18 protein-coding genes are annotated in these 19,553 nt (G+C 66.5%); 10 read left to right on the top strand and 8 right to left on the bottom strand.

Annotated features, from left to right (window positions below):
* Window positions 1-94: 94 nt before the first annotated feature.
* The gene (locus ACI766_RS16675) at window positions 95-1,699 is read right to left on the bottom strand and encodes a lytic transglycosylase domain-containing protein (protein ID WP_003120244.1); all 1,605 of its coding nucleotides are present in this window, start codon (window positions 1,697-1,699) and stop codon (window positions 95-97) included.
* Between the two features lie 77 nt (window positions 1,700-1,776).
* Window positions 1,777-2,553 (bottom strand): hydroxyacylglutathione hydrolase, encoded by a 777-nt coding sequence (gene gloB / locus ACI766_RS16670; protein ID WP_012614279.1) that lies wholly within the window; start codon window positions 2,551-2,553, stop codon window positions 1,777-1,779.
* A gap of 101 nt (window positions 2,554-2,654) precedes the next feature.
* On the opposite strand from gloB, the gene ACI766_RS16665 reads away from it, so the two are divergent.
* From ACI766_RS16665 to dnaQ, 3 genes are all read left to right on the top strand, one after another.
* Complete coding sequence (locus ACI766_RS16665) at window positions 2,655-3,416, top strand: methyltransferase domain-containing protein (RefSeq protein ID WP_003087952.1); 762 nt, start codon at window positions 2,655-2,657, stop codon at window positions 3,414-3,416.
* A 2-nt stretch (window positions 3,417-3,418) separates the two neighbouring features.
* Window positions 3,419-3,865, top strand: coding sequence for a ribonuclease HI (gene rnhA / locus ACI766_RS16660; protein WP_003087954.1), 447 nt, complete (start codon window positions 3,419-3,421; stop codon window positions 3,863-3,865).
* 64 nt (window positions 3,866-3,929) lie between these two features.
* Window positions 3,930-4,670, top strand: coding sequence for a DNA polymerase III subunit epsilon (gene dnaQ / locus ACI766_RS16655; RefSeq protein ID WP_003087958.1), 741 nt, complete (start codon window positions 3,930-3,932; stop codon window positions 4,668-4,670).
* A 27-nt stretch (window positions 4,671-4,697) separates the two neighbouring features.
* Here the strand turns inward: dnaQ and ACI766_RS16650 are convergent, their stop codons facing one another.
* Entirely contained in the window at window positions 4,698-5,087 is a 390-nt protein-coding gene (locus ACI766_RS16650; protein ID WP_003098144.1) for a nuclear transport factor 2 family protein, read from the bottom strand.
* A gap of 193 nt (window positions 5,088-5,280) precedes the next feature.
* Between ACI766_RS16650 and ldcA the strand changes: the two genes are divergently transcribed.
* On the top strand, window positions 5,281-7,536 hold the full coding sequence (gene ldcA, locus ACI766_RS16645; RefSeq protein WP_003113592.1) for a lysine-specific pyridoxal 5'-phosphate-dependent carboxylase LdcA: 2,256 nt from the start codon (window positions 5,281-5,283) through the stop codon (window positions 7,534-7,536).
* Window positions 7,537-7,559: 23 nt separating this feature from the next.
* Window positions 7,560-8,915: an amino acid permease gene (locus tag ACI766_RS16640; protein ID WP_003117687.1), complete on the top strand. Its 1,356-nt coding sequence runs from the start codon at window positions 7,560-7,562 to the stop codon at window positions 8,913-8,915.
* Here ACI766_RS16640 and nhaB read toward each other — a convergent pair.
* A complete protein-coding gene (gene nhaB / locus ACI766_RS16635) occupies window positions 8,899-10,401 on the bottom strand; it encodes a sodium/proton antiporter NhaB (protein WP_003113594.1) in 1,503 nt (500 codons plus the stop codon). The genes ACI766_RS16640 and nhaB overlap by 17 nt on opposite strands.
* Before the next feature lie 223 nt (window positions 10,402-10,624).
* Here nhaB and ACI766_RS16630 point away from each other — a divergent pair, with 223 nt between their 5' ends.
* The 3 genes from ACI766_RS16630 to nudC are packed head-to-tail and all read left to right on the top strand — an operon-like array spanning window position 10,625 to window position 14,001.
* Window positions 10,625-11,437, top strand: coding sequence for a crotonase/enoyl-CoA hydratase family protein (locus tag ACI766_RS16630; protein WP_003087972.1), 813 nt, complete (start codon window positions 10,625-10,627; stop codon window positions 11,435-11,437).
* Window positions 11,438-11,476: 39 nt separating this feature from the next.
* Window positions 11,477-13,165 carry a type IV pilus/biofilm regulator FimL gene (gene fimL, locus ACI766_RS16625; RefSeq protein ID WP_003098159.1) on the top strand — a complete coding sequence of 563 codons (1,689 nt, stop codon included), beginning with the start codon at window positions 11,477-11,479 and terminating at the stop codon, window positions 13,163-13,165.
* Entirely contained in the window at window positions 13,165-14,001 is an 837-nt protein-coding gene (gene nudC, locus ACI766_RS16620; RefSeq protein WP_003113595.1) for an NAD(+) diphosphatase, read from the top strand. The genes fimL and nudC overlap by 1 nt, the downstream gene beginning before the upstream one ends.
* Here nudC and ACI766_RS16615 read toward each other — a convergent pair.
* Complete coding sequence (locus ACI766_RS16615) at window positions 13,969-14,748, bottom strand: TSUP family transporter (RefSeq protein ID WP_003113596.1); 780 nt, start codon at window positions 14,746-14,748, stop codon at window positions 13,969-13,971. The two genes, nudC and ACI766_RS16615, sit on opposite strands and share 33 nt — an antisense overlap.
* A gap of 100 nt (window positions 14,749-14,848) precedes the next feature.
* Between ACI766_RS16615 and ACI766_RS16610 the strand changes: the two genes are divergently transcribed.
* A complete protein-coding gene (locus tag ACI766_RS16610; protein WP_003087981.1) occupies window positions 14,849-15,493 on the top strand; it encodes a hypothetical protein in 645 nt (214 codons plus the stop codon).
* Here ACI766_RS16610 and ACI766_RS16605 read toward each other — a convergent pair.
* Window positions 15,490-16,395, bottom strand: coding sequence for a LysR family transcriptional regulator (locus tag ACI766_RS16605; RefSeq protein ID WP_003098166.1), 906 nt, complete (start codon window positions 16,393-16,395; stop codon window positions 15,490-15,492). The genes ACI766_RS16610 and ACI766_RS16605 overlap by 4 nt on opposite strands.
* 131 nt (window positions 16,396-16,526) lie before the next feature.
* Between ACI766_RS16605 and ACI766_RS16600 the strand changes: the two genes are divergently transcribed.
* A complete protein-coding gene (locus ACI766_RS16600) occupies window positions 16,527-17,288 on the top strand; it encodes an SDR family NAD(P)-dependent oxidoreductase (protein ID WP_003113599.1) in 762 nt (253 codons plus the stop codon).
* Window positions 17,289-17,448: 160 nt separating this feature from the next.
* Here the strand turns inward: ACI766_RS16600 and ACI766_RS16595 are convergent, their stop codons facing one another.
* Complete coding sequence (locus ACI766_RS16595) at window positions 17,449-18,216, bottom strand: SDR family oxidoreductase (RefSeq protein ID WP_003087987.1); 768 nt, start codon at window positions 18,214-18,216, stop codon at window positions 17,449-17,451.
* Window positions 18,217-18,240: 24 nt separating this feature from the next.
* Window positions 18,241-19,311 (bottom strand): phosphotransferase family protein, encoded by a 1,071-nt coding sequence (locus ACI766_RS16590; protein ID WP_003098170.1) that lies wholly within the window; start codon window positions 19,309-19,311, stop codon window positions 18,241-18,243.
* Window positions 19,312-19,553 lie beyond the last annotated feature (242 nt).

The following is a 19,553-nucleotide window of genomic DNA, read 5'->3' as shown; positions in this document are numbered from 1 at the left end:
GTCCGGCCTAGGGGCCGGGGTTCTGGCCGCGCTTGCGAAAACGCCACGCCGGCAGGAGCGGGCGTGGCGTTTCGGGACGGCCTGCAATGGGCTGTCAGCGGCTCGCGGTGTCCAGGTACAGGGTCAGGGTCTGGCCGGGCTTGAGCGCCTGCTTGCTGCGCGGGTTCCAGCGCTGCAGGTGCTTCATTTCGACATTGAAGCGCTTGGCGATCAGGTACATCGAGTCGCCTTGCTTGACCTTGTAGTAGGTGGCGCTGTCGCGCTTGCCGGCGGCGTTTCCCTTGCGGGCCGCCAGGGCCTGGGTGCCGCCTTGCAGCTTGAGGGTCTGGCCGACCTTCAGGGCGTGCTTGTCCAGGCCGTTCCAGCGCTTCAGGTCGTTGACGTCGACGCCGTTGTTGCGGGCGATCTGCCACAGGCTGTCGCCGTTCTTGACCTTATAGGAGCGGGTCCTGGCCGGGGTGGAAGCCTGTCGGGCGAGTTGCTGGTAGACCGGCTTGACGGCGCCGCCGGCGATCTGCCCGGGGATGCTCAGTTGCTGGCCCTTGCGCAGGTGGTTGCTGGACAGGCGGTTGGCGCTCTTGAGCTCCGCTACGGTGATCCGATAGCGGTTGGCGATGCTGTGCAGGCTGTCGCCGCTACGCACCCGGTATTGCTGCCAGGCGGTGACTTCCTTCGGCTTGAGGGTGTCCAGCGAGGCGGTCAGGAACGCCGCTTTCTCCATCGGCACCAACAGTTGCTGGGGGCCGTCCATGGTCACGCGGCGCTTGTAGGCCGGGTTCAGCTGGTACAGCTCGTCCTCGTCCAGGTTCGCCAGCGCGGCGACGCTGGACAGGTCGATCCCGCGCTTGACCCGGACGGCCTGGAAGTAGGGCTCGTTGTTGATCGGGTTCAGGCTGATGCCGTAGGAATCCGGCGCCATGACGATCTGTGAGAGGGCGAGCAGCTTGGGTACGTAGTCCTGGGTTTCCTGCGGCAGCGGCAGGTTCCAGTAGTCGGTCGGCAGGCCCAGTTTCTCGTTGCGTTCGATGGCGCGGCTGACAGTGCCTTCGCCGGCGTTGTAGGCCGCCAGGGCGAGCATCCAGTCGCCGTTGAACATGTCGTGCAGGCGCTCGAGATAGGTCAGGGCGGCATTGGTCGAGGCGGTGATGTCGCGGCGACCGTCGTAGAAATTGGTCTGGCGCAGGTTGAAATGCTGGCCGGTGGCGGGAATGAACTGCCAGAGGCCGGCGGCGTTGCTGCGCGACAGGGCGAAGGGGTTGTAGGCGCTTTCGATGACCGGCAGCAGCGCCAGTTCGAGCGGCATGTTGCGTTCTTCCAGGCGCTCGACCACGTAGTGCATGTAGAGGCTGCCGCGCGCGCTCGATTGTTCGAGGAACGACTGGTTGCTGAGGAACCAGAGGCGCTGGCGTTCGATGCGCGGGTTGGTGCTGATCGCATCCTGGAGCTGGAAACCGTCGCGCATGCGGTCCCAGATGTCGTTGTAGGCGGCGTTCTGGCCGGGCTGGGTATGCAGCCAGGAGGGGTTGAACTGGACGTCGACGGCTCGGGCGCCGGGACGTGCTGCTTTGGCCTGGGCCTCCCCCTTGATCTGGCCGCTGCCCTGGCAGCCGGCGAGCGCACCGGCGATGAGCAGGATGGACACCCGAACGGCGCGAGCCAGGGCGTCTAGATCGGGGGTTTTACGTGTCTGTGGCGGCATCGGCTGAGTGCTGTTCCGGGCAAAAATTCAGCCGATTCTAGAAATGACCTCAAGAGTGGTCAAGATTTCGCCAACCTTCAGAACTGGTCCTTCCAGGCCCTCAGGACGGCGAAAACCTCCTCCGGGGTGCGGTTTTGCTGGCCGCTCCGCTGGTCGGCTTTTTTCTTAACAGATTTTTCCGAAACGCGAAGAAATGGATTGGTCGACAATTCCAGCGAGATTTCCGACGGCAGGGTGATGCGGTCCCGTTCGCGCAGCCGGGTCGCTTCCTCGAAGCGTTCCCGCAGCGCCGCGTTGTCGGGCTCCACCGCCAGCGCGAAGCGCAGGTTGCTCAGCGTGTACTCGTGGGTGCAGTAGACCCGGGTGTTGGCCGGCAGCGCGGCCAGTCGCGCCAGGGAATGATGCATCTGCGCCGGGGTGCCTTCGAAGAGACGGCCGCAGCCGGCGGCGAACAGGGTGTCGCCGCAGAACAGCAGCGGCGTCTCCGCCGGGTGGTAGTAGGCGATATGGCCGAGGGTATGGCCGGGCACGTGGAAGATCTCGAAGACCAGGCCGAGCACCTCGACCCGTTCGCCGTCTTCCAGCGCCAGGTCGCGGGCCGGGATCTTCTCGTTGGCCGGGCCGAGAACCCGCGCGCCGGTCAGTTCCTTCAGGGCCGCGACGCCGCCGACGTGGTCGTGATGGTGGTGGGTCACCAGGATATCGCTCAACCGCCAGTCGGGATGGGCGGCCAGCCAGGCTTCCACCGGCTTGGCATCGCCGGGGTCGACCACCGCGCAGCGACGGCTTGTCGCATCTTGCAACAGCCAGATGTAGTTGTCGTTGAAGGCGGGCAGGGCGTCGATCTGTATCATGGGTCGATGTCGCTAAGCAGAAGTCATTGGCGCATAGTATTGCTTATTTTCCCGTCGTGCCGGCGTCCGTCGCCGCGAAGGGGAAGACGCTGGAGGTACGCATGAACGAACCGCAAGCCTTCGCCCAGACCGATGCCGAGTGGCTGGCATCGATCAACCGGGCGCGCGACTGGTTCCAGGGCCCGCTGGGCAGCCTGATGCTGGCCGAGGAGCGACGCCTGTTGTGCGACGAGCTGACCCGTTACTTCGGTGGCTACCTGGTGCACTACGGGCCGCATGCCGAACTGCCGCCGAGCACCGGGCAGATTCAGCGCGGCGTGCGCCTGGGGCCGCCGCTGCCGGGCGTGGACATCGCCTGCGAAGAGGGCGCCTGGCCGCTCAGCGAACATGCCGCGGACGTGGTCCTGCTGCAACACGGCCTGGATTTCTGCCTGTCGCCTCACCGTCTCCTGCGCGAAGCCGCGCGTACCGTTCGTCCGGGCGGCCACCTGCTGCTGATCGGCATCAACCCATGGAGCCTGTGGGGCATCCGTCATTATTTCGCCGGGGATGCCTTGCGCCAGGCCCGCTGCATTCCTCCGTCGCGGGCCTGCGATTGGCTCAACCTGCTGGGCTTCGCGCTGGAGAAACGGCGCTTCGGGTGCTATCGTCCGCCGCTTGCGTCGGCAGCCTGGCAATCGCGCCTGGCTCGCCTGGAGCGCTGGGGCGACGCCTGGCAGTCTTCGGGCGCCGGCTTCTATCTATTGGTGGCACGCAAGCTGGTCGTGGGGTTGCGCCCGTTGCGCCAGAGCAAGCGCGAACCGCGCGGTCAGCTGGTGCCCATGCCGGTGGCGAAAGTCAGCCGGCGAGATTCCGAAATTTAGGCATGACAGATAAAGAACAGGTAGTGATCTATACCGACGGCGCCTGCAAGGGCAACCCTGGGCGCGGCGGCTGGGGGGCGTTGCTCCTCTACAAGGGCGCCGAGCGAGAGCTTTGGGGCGGCGAGCCGGACACCACCAACAACCGCATGGAGCTGATGGCGGCGATCCAGGCGCTGGCGGCACTCAAGCGTTCCTGTCCGATCCGTCTGATCACCGACTCGGAATACGTGATGCGCGGCATCACCGAATGGTTGCCGAACTGGAAGAAGCGCGGCTGGAAGACCGCCAGCAAGCAGCCGGTCAAGAATGCCGACCTCTGGCAGGCCCTGGATGAGCAGGTCGCCCGGCACCAGGTGGAGTGGCAGTGGGTCCGCGGGCATACCGGCGATCCCGGCAACGAGCGGGCCGACCAGTTGGCCAACCGTGGCGTCGCCGAATTGCCGCGCTGAGCGGCCACACCGAAACAAGCGTTCAGCAGCCGCGGCTGCAGCGAAACAGAGAAAGGCTCTATAGATGCGTAGCGTCGTACTGGATACCGAAACCACCGGCATGCCGGTGACCGATGGTCACCGGATCATCGAGATCGGCTGTGTCGAGCTGGAGGGGCGCCGCCTGACCGGTCGCCACTTCCACGTCTACCTGCAACCCGATCGCGAGGTCGACGAAGGGGCGATCGCCGTCCACGGCATCACCAACGAATACCTGAAGGACAAGCCGCGCTTCCGCGAGGTCGCCAACGATTTCTTCGAATTCATCCGCGGCGCCCAGTTGATCATCCACAACGCGGCGTTCGATATCGGCTTCATCAACAACGAGTTCGCCCTGCTGGGCCAGCAGGACCGCTCGGACGTGACCGAGTACTGCTCGGTGCTGGATACCCTGCTGATGGCCCGCGAGCGCCATCCGGGCCAGCGCAACAACCTCGATGCGTTGTGCAAGCGCTACGGCGTGGACAACTCCGGTCGCGACCTGCACGGCGCGTTGCTCGACGCCGAGATCCTCGCCGACGTCTACCTGGCGATGACCGGCGGCCAGACCAGCCTGTCGCTGGCCGGCAGCGGCGCGGAAGGCGACGGCAGCGGCCGGCCGATGGTCAGCCCGATCCGTCGGCTCGATCCGGCGCGGGTAGCCACCCCGGTGCTGCGCGCCAACGCCGAAGAGCTGGCTGCGCATGCGGCGCGGCTGGCGGTGATCGAGAAGTCGGCAGGTGGTCCGTCACTCTGGGCGCAACTGGAGGCGCCGGTCGGCGAATAGCCTGCCCATGCACCACGGGCGCCGCGTTCAGCGTGTCGCCCGGTCCACCAGCAAGGTGTCGCAGAACTGCTCGAAACGGCGGATCCTGCCGTCCTCTACCGTCCATACGTGTGCCACACGCGCTTCGAACGACTTGCCGCTGCGACGGTGGGTCGCTGCATATCGACCGACGGCGACCACGCTGTCGCCGCCGTCGATCAGGCGCTCGATCTCGACCCTGAAGCCCTCCCAGTCCCGTTGCAAGGCCTGGAACACACCGGCGCCGATGGCGGCCGCGCCGACATAGGTGCCGGCCAGCGGGAAACCGGCCATTTCCGTCCATTCGGTGCGTTCGTCCATGTCCGCCAGCATTCCGGCGAGGTCCCCACGGCTAGAGGCCGCATAGTGATCGCTGACGATCCGATAAGCGCTGCGCATCGTTGTCGCTCCGTAGCAGGGCAGAGAGGTCCATGCTCCTCGCTGGCGGGAGCGGAGGCAAGCGCGGCGCGCCGACTTGTGTTGCCGCGACCTTTTCTTACAAGGGCAAGCCGCCGGGGGTTACGCGCGTGCCGGCAAGTCTCTACCCTGAGCCGACCGGCGGGGTTCGCCCGCCTGCTGCTCGGGATCAACAATGTATAAAGACCTCAAATTTCCCGTCCTCATCGTCCATCGCGACATCAAGGCCGACACCGTTGCCGGCGAACGCGTGCGGGGCATCGCCCACGAACTGGAGCAGGACGGCTTCAGCATTCTCTCCACCGCCAGCTCCGCCGAGGGGCGCATCGTCGCTTCCACCCACCACGGCCTGGCCTGCATCCTGGTCGCCGCCGAAGGTGCCGGGGAAAACCAGCGCCTGCTGCAGGATGTGGTCGAACTGATCCGCGTGGCCCGCGTGCGGGCGCCGCAATTGCCGATCTTCGCCCTCGGCGAGCAGGTGACCATCGAGAACGCGCCGGCCGAGTCCATGGCCGACCTGCACCAGTTGCGCGGCATCCTCTACCTGTTCGAAGACACCGTGCCGTTCCTCGCCCGCCAGGTCGCCCGGGCGGCGCGCAACTACCTGGCCGGGCTGCTGCCGCCATTCTTCCGTGCGCTGGTCGAGCACACCGCGCAGTCCAACTATTCCTGGCATACGCCGGGCCACGGCGGCGGTGTCGCCTATCGCAAGAGTCCGGTGGGACAGGCGTTCCACCAGTTCTTCGGGGAGAACACGCTGCGTTCCGACCTGTCGGTCTCGGTCCCCGAGCTGGGATCGCTGCTCGACCATACCGGCCCCCTGGCCGAGGCCGAGGACCGTGCCGCGCGCAATTTCGGCGCCGACCATACCTTCTTCGTGATCAATGGCACTTCCACCGCGAACAAGATCGTCTGGCACTCCATGGTCGGTCGCGAAGACCTGGTGCTGGTGGACCGCAACTGCCACAAGTCGATCCTCCACTCGATCATCATGACCGGGGCGATACCGCTCTACCTGACTCCGGAACGCAACGAACTGGGGATCATCGGGCCGATCCCGCTGAGCGAATTCAGCAAGCAGTCGATCGCCGCGAAGATCGCCGCCAGCCCGCTGGCGCGCGGCCGCGAGCCGAAGGTGAAGCTGGCGGTGGTGACTAACTCCACCTACGACGGCCTGTGCTACAACGCCGAGCTGATCAAGCAGACCCTCGGCGACAGCGTCGAGGTGTTGCACTTCGACGAGGCTTGGTACGCCTATGCCGCGTTCCACGAGTTCTACGACGGACGCTATGGCATGGGCACCTCGCGCAGCGAGGAGGGACCCCTGGTGTTCGCCACCCACTCCACGCACAAGATGCTCGCCGCCTTCAGCCAGGCCTCGATGATCCACGTGCAGGATGGCGGGACCCGGAAGCTGGACGTGGCGCGCTTCAACGAAGCCTTCATGATGCACATCTCGACCTCGCCGCAGTACGGCATCATCGCTTCGCTGGACGTGGCTTCGGCGATGATGGAAGGGCCCGCCGGGCGTTCGCTGATCCAGGAGACCTTCGACGAGGCCCTCAGCTTCCGCCGGGCCCTGGCCAACGTACGGCAGAACCTGGACCGGAACGACTGGTGGTTCGGCGTCTGGCAGCCGGAGCAGGTGGAGGGCACCGACCAGGTCGGCACCCATGACTGGGTGCTGGAGCCGAGCGCCGACTGGCACGGCTTCGGCGATATCGCCGAAGACTACGTGCTGCTCGACCCGATCAAGGTCACCCTGACCACCCCGGGCCTGAGCGCTGGCGGCAAGCTCAGCGAGCAGGGGATTCCGGCCGCCATCGTCAGCCGCTTCCTCTGGGAGCGCGGGCTGGTGGTGGAGAAAACCGGTCTCTACTCCTTCCTGGTGCTGTTCTCGATGGGCATCACCAAGGGCAAGTGGAGCACCCTGGTCACCGAACTGCTCGAATTCAAGCGCTGTTACGACGCCAACCTGCCGCTGCTTGACGTCTTGCCCTCCGTGGCCCAGGCCGGCGGCAAGCGCTACAACGGCGTGGGCCTGCGCGACCTCAGCGACGCCATGCACGCCAGCTACCGCGACAACGCCACGGCGAAGGCCATGAAGCGCATGTACACGGTGCTGCCGGAGGTCGCGATGCGGCCGTCCGAGGCCTACGACAAGCTGGTGCGCGGCGAGGTCGAGGCGGTACCGATCGCTCGGTTGGAAGGGCGCATCGCTGCCGTCATGCTGGTACCCTATCCGCCGGGTATCCCGCTGATCATGCCGGGTGAGCGCTTCACCGAGGCGACCCGCTCGATCCTCGACTATCTCGAGTTCGCGCGGACCTTCGAGCGCGCCTTCCCTGGTTTCGACTCCGATGTGCACGGCCTGCAGCATCAGGACGGACCGTCCGGGCGCTGCTATACCGTTGAATGCATAAAGGAATGAGGCCGACAGGCTAAGGGGTGTCGATGGCGGGGGGAGAGAAGGCCGGCAAGCGCGGCATGGGGTTCTGGACCTGCAGCGCGCTGGTGATCGGCAACATGGTCGGTTCGGGAGTCTTCCTGCTTCCCTCCAGCCTGGCGGCGTTCGGCGGGCTCAGCCTGTTCGGCTGGCTGGTGTCGAGCACCGGCGCGGTGCTGCTGGCGCTGACCTTCGCCCGCCTGGCGCGGGTCAACCCCGGCGCCGGCGGCCCCTACGCCTATACCCGCGACGGTTTCGGCAGCTTCGCCGGCTACCTGTGCGCCTGGACCTACTGGAAAGCCGCCTGGATCGGCAACGCGGCGATCGCCGTGACCCTGGTCGGCTACCTGCGGGTATTCATCCCGGCGCTGGCGGATCCGCTGCTGATGGTCAGCGTGGCCATCGCCGCGATCTGGCTGTGCACCCTGATCAACCTGCGAGGCATCGGCACCTTCAGCGTGGTGCAGAACCTGCTGACCATCCTCAAGCTGCTGCCGTTGTTGCTGGTCGGTATCCTCGGCTGGTTCCACTTCAATCCCGAGCACCTGGCGATCCCGGCGCGCAGCGAGCTGCCGAACATGGGCTATGCCCAGGCGATCGCCACCACCGCGGCGCTGACCCTGTGGTCGTTCATCGGCCTGGAGTCGGCCACCGTGCCGGCCGACGACGTCGAGGATCCGCGCCGCACCATTCCCCGTGCGACCCTGTTCGGCACGCTGGCCGCGGCGGCCCTCTACATCCTCTCGATCACTGCGGTGCAGGGCCTGATGCCGCCGGAGGTGCTGGCCCGCTCCACCTCGCCGTTCGCCGACGCGGCGCGGATCCTGATGGGCGACTGGGGCTACTACCTGGTGGCTGCCGGGGCGGTGATCGCCTGCCTGGGCGCGCTCAATGGCTGGGTCCTGTTGCAGGGCCAGATCCCGGTGGCTCCGGCGCGCGACGGGCTGTTCCCGGAGTCGCTCGGCCAGCTCAACAAGAACGGCGCGCCGGCCCACGGCCTGCTGGCCTCGGGGCTGCTGGTGACGGCGCTGGTGATGGTCGACGGGCATGGCGACCTGGTCGATGTGTTCAACGTGATCATCCTGCTCGGCACCATGACCGGGGTGGTCCCCTACGCGTTCTGCACCGCCGCGCTGTTGCAACTGCTGGCGGTGCGACCGGACGAGTTCTCGCCGCGTTCACGCCGGCAATTGCTGGTGATCGGCTCGCTGGGCTTCGCCTACTCGCTATGGGCGCTGTATGGCACCGGCCAGCAGGCGATCTTCTGGGGCTTCCTGGTGCTGATGGCCGGTATCCCGATGTACACCTGGCGGCAATGGCGCAACCAGGTCAACGGAGTGCCGACGCTCAAAGCCAATGACTGACCGCCCACCAGCCCAGGCCGCCCATCACCAGGGTGTAGGGTAGCGCCATCCAGACCATGCGGCCGTACGACAGGCGCACCAGCGGGGCGATGGAGGAGGTCAGCAGGAAGAGGAACGCCGCCTGGCCGTTGGGCGTCGCTACGCTGGGCAGGTTGGTGCCGGTATTGATCGCCACCGCCAGGGTATCGAAATGCTCGCGGCTCATGTGGCCGGCATCCAGCGCCTGTTTCACCTCGGTGATGTAGATGGTGGCGACGAATACGTTGTCGCTGATCGCCGAGAGCAGGCCGTTGGCGATGAACAGCATGCCCGGCTGGCGTTCCGCCGGCAGCGCCAGCACCGCCTGGATGATCGGGGTGAACAGGTGCTGCTGGTGGATCACCGCGACCACCGCGAAGAACACCACCAGCAGCGCAGTGAACGGCAGGGCCTCCTGGAAGGCGCGGCCGATCTGGTGTTCGTCGGTGACGCCGGTGAAGGCAGTGATCAGCACGATCACCAACAGGCCGATCAGGCCGACCTCGGCGACATGCAGGGCCAGCCCGACGATCAGTACCAGCGCCGCCAGGGCCTGCACCAGCAGCGCGGCCTTCTGCTGCGCTCCGCGTTTGCGGCTTTCGCTGGCGGCGTACTCGGCGAGCACCTGGCGCACCGCCGCCGGCAACTGGGCGCCATAGCCGAAGCGGCGGCTCTTCTCCAGCAGCACGCAGGTCAGCAGGCCGGCCGCCAGTACCGGCATGGATACCGGCGCGACCTGGCGGAAGAACTCGACGAAATGCCAGCCGGCCTCGTGGCCGATCAGCAGGTTCTGCGGCTCTCCCACCAGGGTGCAGACGCCGCCCAGCGCGGTGCCGACCGCCGCGTGCATGAGCAGGCTGCGGAGGAAGGCGCGGAATTCCTCGAGATGGGCCCGGTGCAGCTCGGGGACCTGGCGGTCGGTGGCGGGATCGTAGTCCTCGCTGGCGCGCTGCCCCGAAGCGACCCGGTGATACACGGCGAAGAATGCCACCGCCACGCTGATCACCACGGCGGTCACGGTGAGGGCGTCGAGGAAGGCCGAGAGGAGGGCGGCCAGCAGGCAGAACAGGAGCGATAGCAGGGTCTTCGAGCGCACGCCGAGCAGCAGGCGGGAAAACAGCAGGAGCAGCAGGTCCTTCATGAAGTAGATGCCGGCGACCATGAACATCAGCAGCAGGAGCACCGGGAAGTTGTGCTGCAATTCCGCATAGAGCGCCTCGGGGGTAGCCAGGCCAAGCAGCAGCGCCTCCAGCACCAACAGGCCACCCGGCTGTAGCGGATAGCATTTCAGCGCCATGGCCAGGGTGAAGATGAACTCGCCGACCAGCACCCAGGCGCTTGTCACCGGCCCGGCCAGCCATAGCAGCAGGGGGTTGAGCAAGAGGAAGGCGAGCACCGTCAGCTTGTACCAGCGCGGCGAATGCCCGAGGAAGTTCTGTGCGAAAGCCTGGCTCAGGGGACTGCTCACGATGGACTCCACGGCAAGGAAAAGACTGAAAATGCCAGCAGGACTTTCGTTGGATCAAGCGTTTAGCGCAATCATCGAAGAGATTGCGGTATCAATGGGCGTGCCGTGCATCACATAGTGCAGCATCGACATTTGGCTCGCCCTTGTTATAGTTGCGGGATTTTCCGCACAACAAAAATCTCTGCGTTCTGACAGCGCAGTTGCTCTGCCGAGGACTATCGCCGTGACCGAGTACAACGCATTCCGTGTGGAGCTGGCAGACAAGATCGCCCACGTCCAGATCAACCGTCCGGACAAGATCAATGCCATGAACCAGGACTTCTGGCGCGAGATCATCGAGATCTTCCGCTGGGTCGACGATACCGACGAAGTGCGGGTGGTCGTGCTGTCCGGGGCGGGCAAGCATTTTTCCTCGGGGATCGACCTGATGCTGCTGGCCCAGGTCGGCAGCCAACTGGGCAAGGACGTCGGCCGCAACGCCGACGCCCTGCGTCGCAAGATTCTCGAGCTGCAGGCCTCGTTCAACGCGGTCGACAACTGCCGCAAGCCGGTGCTCGCGGCGATCCAGGGCTACTGCCTGGGCGGCGCCATCGACCTGGTCTCGGCCTGCGACATGCGCTACTCGACCGCCGACGCGCAGTTCTCGATCAAGGAGATCGACATCGGCATGGCCGCCGACGTCGGCACCCTGCAGCGCCTGCCGCGGATCATCGGCGATGGCATGATGCGCGAGCTGGCCTACACCGGGCGCATGGTCGACGGCGAAGAGGCACGGAGCATCGGCCTGGTCAATCGTACCTACGCGGACCAGGCCGCATTGATGGATGGGGTCTTCGAACTGGCGCGGCAGATCGCCGCGAAGTCGCCGATCGCCATCCGTGGTACCAAGGAAATGATCCGCTATATGCGCGACCACCGGGTCGACGACGGCCTCGAGTACGTCGCTACCTGGAACGCCGCCATGCTCCAGTCCGCCGACCTGCGGGTGGCGATGGCCGCGCATATGGCCAAGCAGAAGCCGGAATTCGCTGATTGATGCCGTTGTATATTCTTGCGCGGGAGGCGCACTAGACCGATGGTCACAGGAGCCACGTCCCTCAGTCTGGTGCGCGACGAGTTGTTCGCCACCATGGAACAGGCCGAACAGGGTCTTGAGCAGTTCATTGCCGAGCGGCAGAACGGCAGCCTGCTGCAGCACGCCGTCGAATGCCTGCAACAGATCCGCGGCACCCTCAACCTGATCGAGCTGGCCGGCGCCGAGCTGCTGGCCCAGGAAGCCCTGCAGCTGGCGACCGACATTCCCACCGGCGTCAGCGAGGAGCGCGACGGCCAGCTGGCAGCCCTGGGCAACGCCCTGTACGTGCTGCGCCGCTACCTGGAGAACGTCGAGGCCAATCGCCAGGAGATCCCCGAGCTGCTCTTGCCGGCGATCAACGAAGTGCGCTGTGCCGCAGGGCAGCCGGCGCTGCCGGAAAGCTTCTTCTTCAGCGCCCGCCTGGATATCCCGCGGCCGCCGAGCACTGCCATCGACCACCTGCCTTCCGAAGCCGAACTGGGCGAGGAAAGCCGGCGGATGCGCCACATGTACCAGATCGGCCTGCTCGGCCTGATCCGCGAACAGAACCTCTATCCCAGCCTCAAGCTGATGGGCCGCGCGCTGGCGCGCCTCGACAGTCTGCACGGCGGGGTGGCCCGTTCGCGGCTGTGCTGGATCGGCGCCGCGGCGATCGAGTCGATCGTCGATGGCCAACTGTTGCCGCGCAAGTCGCGCAAGCAACTGTTCTCGCGCATCGACCGCGAGCTCAAGCAATTGCTGATCGGCCCGGCCTACGAGGCGCCGCGCCATCTGCTCAAGGAACTGCTTTACCTGGTGGCGCTGTCCGACGGCCAGGGCCCGCGTTCGCGCGAGGTCCGCGAACTGCATGGGCTGGCGCCGCTGCCGTTCACCGACCACCTGCTGGAAGAGGAATCGCAGCGCCTGTCCGGCCCCGGCCAGTCGGTGATGCGTTCGCTGTCCACGGCGATCCGCGAGGAACTCGCCGGGGTCAAGGACATGCTCGACCTGATCGAGCGCGGCGTGGCCCAGCCGGATAGCCTGACCAACCTGCATGCGCAACTGGGCAAGCTGAGCAAGACCCTCGGCATGGTCGGCCTGAACTCGGCCGGCACCGCCCTGCAGACCCAGCTACCCACCGTGGCCGCCTGGGCTGCCAGCGGCGTCGCCGATTCGCCGCCGGCGTTGCTGCGCCTGGCCGATGCGGTGCTCTACGTGGAAAGCATGGTCGGCAACCTCGAGCGCGGCGAGCGCCGCATCATCCGGCCGACTCCGGCGGAGCCCGGGCAGGAAGCCGATGCGTTCGCCGTGCACCAGTTGGCCGAGGCGCGCATCGTGGTGATCGAGGAGGCCAAGGCCGGCCTGGCCCTGGCCAAGCGTGCGATCACCGCGTACCTGGAATCCAATGGCGACAAGCTCAACCTGGCCAACGTCCCGGCCAGCCTGCAGGCGGTCCGGGGCGGTCTCTGGTTCCTCGGTCAGGAGCGCGCCGCGCTGCTGGTCGGCGGCTGCGCCGACTACATCCAGCAGCGCATGATCGAGACCGCGCAGATGCCTTCGGAGCAGATGCTGGAAACCCTCGCCGACGCCCTGACCAGTCTCGAATACTATCTCGAGGGCGGTGCCGTGCTGCGTCCGCAGGGCCAGCCGGACGTCCTCGACCTGGCCAGCGCCAGCGTCAAGGCGCTCGGACTGCCGGTGGCCGCCTGATGGCCGGCGAGTTCCGCTGGCAGGCAGGTCGGCCGGCTACCGCCCAGGTCGGCGGCTGGGTGCTCGCGCACTGTCAGCAGCGCTTCCTCCAGGACGACAACGGCCTGCTGTTCCCCCGCGAATGGCTGAAACGCCAGGAACTCCCGCTGCTCGCCGAACATGGGGTCGGCCATTGGCAGGGCGAGCCGGTCTACGTGCTGGAACTGGACGAGCCGATCGAGCTGCCGGGCATGGCCTGGGCGCCGTTGCGGCAGTTCATGCTGCACGGCGATTTCGATCAGTTCTGCATGCTCGGCTATGCCAGCCAGATCGGCATCTGGGCACGTCACAACCGGTTCTGCGGCAATTGCGGCACACGCATGCAGGCGCAGGACCACGAGCGGGTGATGCAGTGTCCGCAGTGCGGGCTGCACCAGTACCCGCGCCTGTCGCCGAGCATGATCGTCCTGGTGACCCGGGGCGACGAGGTGTTGCTGGCGCGTTCGCCGCGCTTCGTGCCGGGGGTCTACAGTACCCTGGCCGGCTTCGTCGAGGCCGGCGAGTCGGTGGAGCAGTGCGTGGTCCGCGAGGTGCGCGAAGAGGTCGGGGTGGAGGTCGCCAATCTCGAATACATCGGCAGCCAGAACTGGCCGTTCCCGCATTCGCTGATGCTCGGTTTCCACGCCGAGTACGTGTCCGGCGAGATCGTCCCGCAGGAAGACGAGATCGAGGACGCCCAGTGGTTCTCCCTCGATGCCTTGCCGCCGCTACCGGCGCAGCGCTCGATCGCCCGGCACCTGATCGACCTGTACCTGGCGCGCCGCTCAGGCGCCGCTGAACCAGTGCTGCCAGGCTAGCCGCGCGGTCAGCGCCAGGACCACCAGGATGAACACCGGGCGAATGAACTTCGCCCCGCCGCCGATGGCGGTGCGCGCGCCGAAATAGGCGCCGACCATCAGCGACGCACCCATGCACAGGCCGAGCAACCAGATCACCTGGCCGGAGGCGATGAACACCGCCAGCGCCACTATGTTGCTGACGAAGTTCATGCTCCGCGCCACACCGCTGGCGCGGACCAGGTCCAGCGGGTACATGAGCAGCGAGCTGACGGTCCAGAACGCTCCGGTGCCCGGTCCCGCCACGCCGTCGTAGAAGCCCAGGGCGAGGCCCTGCGGCCACTGGCGCTTGCGTCCGAGCGGCGCATCGGCGTCCAGCGGCGCCTTCGGCGTGCCGCCGAAGAGCATGTAGAGGCCGCAGGTGAATACCACCACCGGGAGCATCCGGTTCAGCCACTCGGCGGGCAGCAGGTGAGCCGCCCAGGCGCCTATGGCGGCGCCGATCGCGGTGGCGAGCAGACCGTTGCGCCACTTCCCGGGATGGAACAGCTTGCGCCGGTAGAAGGTGTAGCTGGCGGTCGCCGCACCGAAGGTCGAGCTCAGCTTGTTGGTACCCAGCGCCAGGTGCGGCGGGACCCCGGCGGTGAGCAGCGCAGGGATGGTCAACAGGCCGCCGCCGCCGGCGATGGCGTCGATGAAGCCGGCGAGAAAGGCCACCACGGCCAGGATGATCAGGGTGCTGGGGTCTATCGCGAGTTCGAAGGGCATGAAAAACCGGACCTGCTTCCAATCGGGAAACGGCCTCGCTGGCCGTCGGGAGGAGGGGTGCGCATAATGCCCGCAATTTCACGCAGAAGGAATCGCTTGCATGCAGTACGACGGTCTGGCCTGGGCATTCGCGTTACTGGCCTTGCTGGCCGCCCTGGTCGCGGTGCGCATCCTCTTCGAACGCACCTGGTTCCTCGGCTGGCTGCGCGGCACCTGCGGCTTGGCCTTCGTCGCCGTGGCGGCGCTGCTGCTGGTGCTCGCCTGGGACCTGCGCAGCTATTCGCTGCTCAAGCCCGAGCAGCCGATGGCCACCCTGAGCTTCCAGGCCGAAGGGCCGCAGCGCTACCGGGTGCTGATCCAGGAGGGCGCCAACGAGCGCAGCGTGGTGCTGGACGGCGAACTCTGGCAACTGGACGCGCGGATTTTCCGCTGGAAGGGGCTGGCCGCGTTGATCGGTCTGGCGCCGGGCTATCGCCTCGACGCGCTCAGCGGCCGCTTCCTGGCTCTCGAGCAGCAGTCCCGGGGCCGCCGCCTGGGCTTGTCGCAGAGTCCGCTGGGGGTCGATCTCTGGCGCTGGCTGCGGGCCGGCGAGCACGACCTGTTCCTGTTCGAGCCGCTGGCGGGGCGGGTGACTTTCCTGCCGATGGCGGACAAGGCGGTGTTCGCGGTGAACTACGGCGTCGCCGGGCTGCTTGCCGAGCCGATGAACCTGGCGGCCGAGGAGGCGCTCAGGGACTGGCGCTAGGCCATGCGAAAAGCCGGGGCGGCGGCGATCGCCTGGGCGGTTTCGCGAAAGCGTTCGATGAGTTCCGACGGCGTGCGGTAGGCCAGCGCCAGCCGATAGGGAATTCGCGCCCGCCGCCCTTGCAGGGGACGAAAGGTGACCCCCGGCGGGCGCAACGGTTGTAGCAGCGAAGGCACTAGCGCGACGCCGATGCCGCCGGCCACCAGCCCGGCGATGGTCTGCATCTGCCGCGCCTCCTGCACCACCTCCGGGACGAAGCCGGCTGCCGCGCAGGCGGCGACGATCAGGTCGTGCATGCCCGGCCCATAGTGCCGTGGAAACAGCAGCCAGGGTTCTCCGGCCAGTTGTTCCAGGCGCAGGCGCGCATGGCGTGCCAGCCGATGCCCTTCGGGCAATGCCACGCGCATGTCGCCGTCCACCAGTAGATGTGTGTACAGGCCGGGCTGGCGGTCGACCGGCAGAACGATCAGGCCGGCATCGATGCGGTCTTCGCGCAACGCCTCCAGTTGCCCTGCGGTGGTGTCTTCCTGGAGCTGGAAGTCCAGCGCGCCATGCTGTTGGCGGAACGCCTGGAGTATGCGCGGTAGCAGAATATTGATGGTGCTGTCGACGAACGCCAGGCGCAACGTTCTGCGTCCGCTGGCGGCGCTGCGCGCGGCCGCCAGGGTGCGTTCGGCCTGGGCCAGGGTGCGCCGGGCTTCGTCGAGGAACGCGCGGCCCGCCGGCGTCAGGCGGTGGATACGGTTGTCACGCTCCAGCAGGCTGGCGCCGACTTCTTCTTCCAGCCGCCGGATCGCAGTGGTCAGCGGTGGCTGGGCCATGTGCAGGCGCTCAGCGGCGCGGCGGAAGCTCAGCTCCTCGGCAACCGCGACGAACTGGCGGAACTGGCGTAAGTCGGCCATTGCGATATCTCCCGGATATGGTGAGTTAAGAAAGACAGTATTGGATATATCGCGGCGGATCCGTCGAAAATCCATCCGTACGCTCGCTCTGGCCAGACGAGGCGTTCCATCCATTACAGAGGAAGCCCGTCATGCACACTCATTCTCCAATCCCCCGTACCGCCCTGGTCACCGGCGGCTCGTCGGGCATCGGCCTGGCCATCGCCCGGCGCCTTCGGCAACAGGGTTATCGGATCGCCCTGGTGGCCCGTGATTCCCAGCGCCTGCAACGCGCTGCCGCCGAGTTGGGCGGTGTGCCCTGGATGGCCGCCGATCTTTCTCGCCGCGAAGCTGTCGAGGCGGTGGCCGCCTGGGTTGGCGACACCTTCCAGGGGCTCGACGTGCTGGTGAACAACGCCGGGTTCACCCGAAAGATCGCCGCCACCACTCCGCTGGCTGAGGCCGAGCGGGAATGGGATGCGCTGCTGGACGGCAACCTGAAAAGCGCGTTCCTCATGTCGCTGGCGGTGTTGCCGCATTTCGCGGAAGAGGGCGGGCGGATCATCCATATCGGATCGATCGCTGCGCAGACCGGTAGCGGCAGTCCTGGTGCGCTGGGCTATGCGGCAGCCAAGGCCGGCCTGCATGGCTTCGGCGTGGCCCTGGCGCGGGAACTCGGTTCGCGCGGGATCACGGTGAACAGCGTGGCGCCGGGTTACATCGCCGACACCCGGTTCTTTCCCGGCGGCCTCGATCCGCAACGGGTCGCCGCCATCGTCGGCGAGACCCCGCTGGGCAGGACCGGCCGGGTCGAGGACATCGCCGCGGCGGTGGCCTGGCTGGCCTCGCCCGAGGCGGGGTTCGTCACCGGAACGGTGGTGTCGGTGAACGGTGGCTGGCGGGTCGGCAACTGAAGTGGAAGCGGCGGGTAACGCCTATGGGGGTACTCGTCCGGCTACCCGAGAACGCAGGTGAATAGCCGTGGGGCGCCTGTCCCGCGCTGGTGCGAGGCATTGGCAATCCTGAAATGAAAAGAGGGAGCCCTGGCTCCCTCTTCGCGCGTTCGCCGTTCCGTCAGGAAAGGAAGCCGCCGTCGACGTTCAGCGCCACGCCGGTGGTGTAGCTGGACGCTTCGCTAGCCAGGTAGAGCACGGCGCCTGCCATTTCGCTCGGCTCGGCCACGCGCTTGAGCGGGATGCGCTGCAGGGCGAGGTTGCGGATCGCGTCGTTCTTCACCAGCGCCGAAGCGAACTTGGTGTCGGTCAACCCTGGCAGGAGGGCGTTGCAGCGGATGCCGAACTGCGCGCATTCCTTGGCGAAGACCTTGGTCATGCTGATCACGGCGGCCTTGGTCACCGAGTAGATGCCCTGGAACTCGCCGGGCGATACGCCATTGATCGAGGCCACGTTGATGATGCTGCCGCCGCCGTGTTCCTTCATCAGCTTGCCGCCCTCGATGGACATGAAGTAGTAGCCGCGGATGTTGACGTCGACGGTCTTCTGGAAGGCGCCGAGGTCGGTTTCCAGTACGTTGCAGAACTGCGGGTTGGTGGCGGCGTTGTTGACCAGGATGTCGAGGCGGCCGAACTGCTCGCGGATCTGTGCGAAGACGTTCTGGATCTGCTCCATCTCGCCGATGTGGCAGGCGATCGCGGTGGCCTTGCCGCCCTCCGCGGTGATCGCGTCGGCGACCGCCTGGCAGCCATCGATCTTGCGGCTCGAGACGATCACGTGGGCGCCTTGCTGGGCCAGCAGCTTGGCTATCGCCTCGCCGATGCCGCGGCTGGCGCCGGAAACGAAGGCGATCTTGCCGTCGAGGTCGAACAGGTGGGTCTTGGACATGGGCTATCCCCTTGTAGTGGTCGGTTACAGGCGGGAGCGCTCGATGGCCTGCAGGCTCATCTGCTCCAGCAGCTTGTTCATCTGCACGAACTGGGCGAAACGCTTGTCCTGGGTCTGCCCGTGGTAGTAGCGGTAGTAGATCTGCTGGACGATGCCGGCAAGACGGAACAGGCCATAGGTGTAGTAGAAGTCCAGGTTGTCGATCGGTGGGATCCCGGCCCGCTCGGCGTAGTAGTCGGCGAACTCTCGGCGGGTCAGCATGCCCGGCAGGTGGCTGGGCTGGCGGCGGGTCAGCTGCACCGGAGCCGGGTCGCCGGCTTCCACCCAGTAGGCGAGGGTATTGCCGAGGTCCATCAGCGGATCGCCGAGGGTGGCCAGTTCCCAGTCCAGCACGCCGATGATCTGCATCGGGTTTTCCGGGTCGAGGATCACGTTGTCGAAGCGGTAGTCGTTGTGCACGATGCCCGGCTTGTGGTGATCGGCCGGCTGCTTGTCCTTGAGCCAGGCCTTGACCGGTTCCCAGAGCGGCGCGTCGGGGGTCAGGGCCTTCTCGTAGCGGTCGGTCCAGCCGGCGATCTGGCGCTGCACGTAGCCGTCCGGGCGGCCCAGGTCGGCCAGTCCGCAGGCGGCGTAGTCGACGTTGTGCAGTTCGACGAACTTGTCGATGAAGCTCTTGCACAGGCTGCGGGTCTGTTGTTCGTCGAGATTCAGCTCAGGCGGCAGTTCGGCGCGCAGGATGATGCCCTTGACCCGTTCCATGACGTAGAACTCGGCGCCGATCACCGACTCGTCGGTGCAGTAGAGGTAGGCTTTCGGGCAGTAGGGGAAGCCTGCGTTCAACTGGTTCAGGATGCGGTATTCGCGGCCCATGTCGTGGGCCGACTTGGCCTTGTGGCCGAATGGCGGGCGACGCAGGACGAACTCCTGGCGCGGATACTCGATCAGGTAGGTCAGGTTGGACGCGCCACCGGGGAACTGGCTGATCTTCGGGGTGCCTTCGAGGCCGGGGATATGGGCTTTCAGGTACGGGTCGATGACGGCGGCGTCGAGTTCTTCGCCGGCGCGGATGCGAGTGGATTGGTCGGTCAGCGACATGGGGTTCCCTTCTCGTGGTGCCACGGCGGAGCCGCGGGAGCCGGTGCGCGCATCAGGCTGCGCAATGATGGTGACCGGCGATAATTGGCTAATCTAATGCCCTGTCCCGGCCCTCACAAGCCGCCGCCAGGCGTTATGGGCAAGCGTGTTGCCGCTCCATCACGGTCCCTGATCGTCGGCCTGGAGGAATGCCGGACGAAAAAAAACCGGAGCCGCGAGGGACTCCGGTTTTCCTTCTGGCA

It is taken from the genome of Pseudomonas sp. DL, assembly GCF_047199225.1.
Lineage (GTDB): Bacteria > Pseudomonadota > Gammaproteobacteria > Pseudomonadales > Pseudomonadaceae > Pseudomonas > Pseudomonas aeruginosa.
Note: the sequence above shows the minus strand (reverse complement) of the source record. Positions and strands in the feature narration are given on the sequence as shown.